The organism is Verrucomicrobiota bacterium (assembly GCA_019247695.1).
Taxonomy (GTDB): Bacteria; Verrucomicrobiota; Verrucomicrobiia; order Chthoniobacterales; family JAFAMB01; genus JAFBAP01.
Genome location: JAFBAP010000092.1, coordinates 1 through 4,901, shown reverse-complemented (window position 1 = coordinate 4,901; position 4,901 = coordinate 1). Strand labels below are relative to the sequence as shown.

Annotated in this window: 4 protein-coding genes; 3 read left to right on the top strand and 1 reads right to left on the bottom strand. The window is 60.2% G+C overall.

The window, feature by feature from the left end; genetic code table 11:
• Positions 1 to 365: 365 nt before the first annotated feature.
• Positions 366 to 1,031, bottom strand: a complete 666-nt coding sequence (locus JO015_10430) for a periplasmic heavy metal sensor (GenBank protein ID MBV9999515.1) — start codon at positions 1,029 to 1,031, stop codon at positions 366 to 368.
• Between the two features lie 684 nt (positions 1,032 to 1,715).
• Between JO015_10430 and JO015_10425 the strand changes: the two genes are divergently transcribed.
• From JO015_10425 to JO015_10415, 3 genes are all read left to right on the top strand, one after another.
• Positions 1,716 to 3,392 carry a tyrosinase family protein gene (locus JO015_10425; protein ID MBV9999514.1) on the top strand — a complete coding sequence of 559 codons (1,677 nt, stop codon included), beginning with the start codon at positions 1,716 to 1,718 and terminating at the stop codon, positions 3,390 to 3,392.
• Positions 3,393 to 3,522: 130 nt separating this feature from the next.
• A complete protein-coding gene (locus JO015_10420) occupies positions 3,523 to 3,882 on the top strand; it encodes a VOC family protein (protein MBV9999513.1) in 360 nt (119 codons plus the stop codon).
• Between the two features lie 213 nt (positions 3,883 to 4,095).
• On the top strand, positions 4,096 to 4,305 hold the full coding sequence (locus tag JO015_10415; protein ID MBV9999512.1) for a TOBE domain-containing protein: 210 nt from the start codon (positions 4,096 to 4,098) through the stop codon (positions 4,303 to 4,305).
• Positions 4,306 to 4,901 lie beyond the last annotated feature (596 nt).

Below are 4,901 nucleotides of genomic sequence, written 5' to 3'. Positions count from 1 at the left end.
TGAAGGGGCGGCAGAGGGCGTTGCTCCCGGCTTCTGCCGCCCCTTCAGCAAATCCAACCCGGCGGGGCCAGCGTTTCAGGCGTCCCTACAGGACGCGATCGCTCTTAAATGCCCCTTCCAGGGACTGAAGTCCCTGGCTAACCTCAGTTGTCCCTGCGGGACGAAGGCCACGCCCGGTCTGCCGTCCTTAACTAAATGGCCGTGGGGTAAAACCCTGGGCTAAGTTCCTTTGGCCTTTCAGGCCGTCAAACCGTCTGCCGGCCCGCTGGGCCTAGACCATTTATACGGTCTTGCAGGTGTAAAGCTGGAAGGGAACCTCAACCCCTGGGGAACGCCCGCACAGCGGCTGAAGCCCCTGCCTGAGCTCAGCCGTTAGGTGTTCCCGGGGTTTGGCTCGCCTCGGGAGTTGCAGGCGACGGGGTCTCCTGGGGAGGCGCCGGGGTTTGCTCGGACGACTGATCTTGCACCCGCCCGTGTCGCCTTTCCGGCCTGGGTGCTTCGCCGCGCTCCTCGCCCCGGCCGTGCCATCGCTCCTCCTCCCTGGCGTGCCATTCGCCTCGTTCCTCCCGGCCCCTGCCGGGGCGCTCGCAGCGATGAGGCATCCGATGTTCCCGGCCTTCTTCAAGCAGGGCAACCCGTTGCACGGGCGTGAGCACCTGGTTGACCTTCGCCCGGTGGGTCGCCATTCGAATCGCCGTCGCGCTGAGCGCATTCGCCAGGTTGGTCGCTTTCGTCTGGACGTCCGCGGTGTTTTCCGGGTTGGCCAACAGGGCGGCTTTCAACACCTCTCGAGCGATGGCCACTTGCGCCCATGCAGAGCGAATGCCCTCCTCATCAGCTTCGTGAATCTGGTGCAACTTCGCCCTTTGATCATCCGTCAAGTGGAGCCTGTCCCAGAAGCGATGTTCCATGGGCCTCTCAGGCGGCGGAGTTTCAGATTTATCTTGATCGGGAGGCCCTGGATCATCGGCCTGGGCAACCAAACGCGCGGCGCACGCCATTACCAAAACCATTACAGCGATTTTCTTCATATCGTTATTTTTGTGATGATCGGAAGATGTCCAGTATAGTTTTCGCGTCCTGAAGGTTGAACCTGCCGTCCGGTGGACCCGCAGGGTTACATTATCGTTGCAGACGCGTTGGACTGGAACGGGTTACGTCGAAACGCCGGGTAAAACCGGTTTACTTTCACGCAGCCCGACTACAACCCGTGGTAGGCCGGCGGTCGCACCCCGGCGTTCCTAACAGGAATGTGATTGACGCTCGTCGGGCCGGCGCCGCGAAACCTGCCGGCGTTACACCTATTAAACCGTGTAAACGGTCCAGGCCCTTCGGGCCGTAAGACGGTCACGGCTGTAGCCGACAGCCTCTCGGAACGGGAAGCCTGCGCGCGGTTTTGGATCACGGACAAGGCGGACGCGGAACTTTCGAAATCGCCCAGTGCAACAACATGTTCATTTTCCCGGCCGGGACGGACTCAGGGGCCAATCCTCCGGCTTCAGGGCGTGGAAGAACGGCCAAGGCTGTTCCACCCTCTCCCGTAATACTTTCGGGTACGGCGCGCGTTTTTCCCTGGTCTTCCCGAACGTCAGTATCTAACGATGACTAACCGTTAGCACACGCCATAATTTTGGCGGAATCTGCTTACCCGACGGCCGGAACGGCCGCGGGCGTTTGATGGATGAATCCACCACGCACGAAGGAAACCGCCAACTATGGAAGTCACCAGAAGGAACTTCATCAAAATCACCGCCTCGGGGCTGGTTTTGTTTGGTAGAACGAGCCCGCTCGCCGTCGCCGAGGCTGCGTCCACGTCCACGCTGACCCATCCTCGGATGAAGCTTGAGGATTTTGTCAAAGATCAGAACCGGGTTAAATCCCTTCAGCGCGGCGTCCAGGTGATGAAATCGCGCAAGCCGTCCGATCCACGCAGCTGGTTTTTTCAGGCCGCGGTGCATGGGGTCGAGCCTGATGCGGTTGCAGACGCTCAAAAACAGGATCCTGACGTTGCCAAGGTCGACCAAAAACGCTTCTGGAATCAGTGTCCGCATTTCCCGGAACTGAAGCTTGCCTCGGCGAATTTCTTGATCTGGCATCGTGCGTACGTCTACTACTTCGAACGGATTCTGCGTGACGCCGCCCAAGACCCGGGGCTTAGCCTTCCCTACTGGGATTATACCGACAAGAAGCAGCGGGGCTTTCCGGCGTTGTATGGGGCCCCGGAGAACGATCCTGCGACAGGGCAGCCCACCAACCCCCTTTACGATGCGCGCCGGGAAAATGCGTTTACGCAGGGATTACTTGAGCTCAGTGATGCCGCCGTCTCGACCGACTTCGCCTTTCAGGCGGAAAAATTTTTCGGCGTGACCGCTGACGGCGGGTTTGCCGGTGCCGCCAACGACCTTGAACCGGGTGCGCAAGGCCGGATCGAAACGACTCCTCACAATAATGTGCACTTTGCCATCGGCGGCTTTATCGCGACGGACCCTGCCGGCAACAGCGGCACGGGCGGGCTCATGTCGCAGGTCACCACGGCGGCAGGAGATCCCATTTTCTGGGCTCATCACTGCAACATCGATCGTCTCTGGAGCGTCTGGGACTGCCTTCCCCATCGTCAATGGGGCAGTGCGCCGCCGGCAGCTTGGTTTACCGAAAAGCCGTGGTGGTTTTACGACCGTGACGCAACCCCGCAGAACCTCGAACGCGGCTTCTACATGCAGGCAGAGAACCTCCACATCCATTTCGATACGGACAAGTCGACCTGCCATCCGTTATCCGCCAACCTTCCGGGGCGCGTCAGGCGCGTCGCGGCGGCTGCAGGGAGCGATGAAGCCGTTGCGGCGGCTGCGGTTGCCACCCCTGAGCGGGTCGACCTCGGCGCCATCAATCAGCCGGTGGAACTCTCGTCAAGCCTGCCTACCGTCAAAGAGGTCCCGCTTACCGGTAGAAACGTGTTCGGTGCCCGCGCCGTCAAGGAGGCATTGCTCGACGTGCCCTCCGGAAAGGAGCGTCACCTTCTGCTCGAGCTAAGCGGCATCGATTACCAAACCGTTCCTGCGGCTGCCTACCAGGTCTACGTAAACCTTCCCGAGGGCGCCACTCCCACTCCGGATAGCTCAAACTACGTCGGCAGTCTGGCGCTGTTCGGAATCAAGCACGCGGGAGCGCACCACTCCGGCGGCCACAGCCAGTCGTTTGACGTCACCGGGATCGTCAAAGATCAAAGTACAGACGGCAAATCTCTGAAGGTCACCATCGTGCCCGTTCCCCTCCTCGTGCCACGCGCCGGCGCGACCGCCGCGGCAGCCGCCGTTCCGATTCGTGACGCCCATGTAACCGTGGACCGGCTGCAGGTCATCGCGATCCAGGCGGACACGACCACGACAGAATAGGCGCGCCGGTCGAACCCGAGCGCCGCAGCAGCGACCGCAGCTGATCAGCGGCGGCGGCGCTTGGGGCCGCTTCTAACTTGCGCGCTGGCGGCGAAGGGGGGATAGATACAATACAGATAGGAAGATTCAAATGAAAGATTCACCTTTCGGATTCCAATCAGTCAAGGTAATTGCGTTGGGCGCAACAGATGTCGTTCGAGCCCGGCGTTTCTATTCGCAAATCCTCCAGTTGGAGGAAGATCGCGAAACGACCGGTGAGGTGGGTTACCGAATCGGCAGCTCGGTACTGAGTATCCGCGAATATCCTCCCACCGGGGATCCGAATCCGCGCATCACCTTGCAAGTACCGGATGCTCGAGAGACCGAGAAACGATTAGTGGAACGAGCAGTTACCATATCTGACCCGGTGACGCTGTACGAAGGCAGGTTCTGGGTAGGCGGCTTCCTGGACTCAGAGGGAAACAAACTCTGGTTTTGTTCCCACGCTTAATCGACAGGCCCTTCCAAGGGTGCAGTGCGACCTCCTCGATCACATACCGAACCTTTTCCGTGGAGTCCCCGGCTGAGGTCCGGCTGGCACTGCGGGCGAAGACCGACTCAGCCGGCTTGAAAACCGGTGCATTTGGTGATCCGCGGCACCTAGGCTTTATCATTGCGTTCTCCACGGGAGCGGCGAACGGTGGCTCAGGTGCCGAGCAAAGTTATGGAACAAAGCATTCGCAACGAGCTGCCCGGGACGGTCAAAGACATTGTTTCCGATAAGGTCTTGAGCGAGGTCGTCATCGAGACGGCTGCCGGGGAGGTTGCCGCCGTCATCACCACGCGTTCGCTCGAGCGAATGGGCCTCAGAGCGGGGGACCCGGTCGTTGCCTTGATCAAGGCCACCAACGTGTCGCTGCGCCGCCCAGGTTAAGGGAGCAACCGCCCGTTTTCGGTTTTGCTCGCGTCTCCCGGCCATCGGGCCCTAAGACCATTTCGATGAGCATCGAGGTAAAATTTTGCCTTAGGCCCAACGGGCGGGGAGACGGTTTGATGGCCTGAAGGGCCAAAGGAACTATACCATTTCGACGGCCATGGAGGTAAAATCTTGTCTTCCTCCCCAGGCGCCCTGCCGGAGTTACACCTATTAAGCCGTATAAGCAGCCTAGGCCCAACGGACCGGGTGACGGTTTGATGGCCTGAAGGGCCAAAGGAACATAGCCCAGCGTTTACCCCTCGACCTGACCCGCAATTCTGCCACCGTCAAGCAAGACCCGGCACGCGCCACGCATCCGCGCGTCTCTCTATACCATTCCGCCGGCAACGGAGCTAAAATCTTGTCTTCCTTTGCAGGCCCCTGCCGGTTTTATACCTATTGTACCGTATAAAGGGTCTAGACACGACGGGCGGGGAGACGGTTTGATGGCCTGAAGGGCCAAAGGAACATAGCCCAGGGTTTCACCCTGGGAACGGGTTCCTCCCCCGATCGAGCCCTGAAGGGGCGGTAGAAAGCGTTGCCGTCGGGTTCTG

Coding starts and splice junctions, on each gene's coding strand:
- JO015_10430 (MBV9999515.1), bottom strand. CDS start 1,031: ATGAAGAAAATCGCTGTAATGGTTTTGGTAATGGCGTGCGCCGCGCGT.
- JO015_10425 (MBV9999514.1), top strand. CDS start 1,716: ATGGAAGTCACCAGAAGGAACTTCATCAAAATCACCGCCTCGGGGCTG.
- JO015_10420 (MBV9999513.1), top strand. CDS start 3,523: ATGAAAGATTCACCTTTCGGATTCCAATCAGTCAAGGTAATTGCGTTG.
- JO015_10415 (MBV9999512.1), top strand. CDS start 4,096: ATGGAACAAAGCATTCGCAACGAGCTGCCCGGGACGGTCAAAGACATT.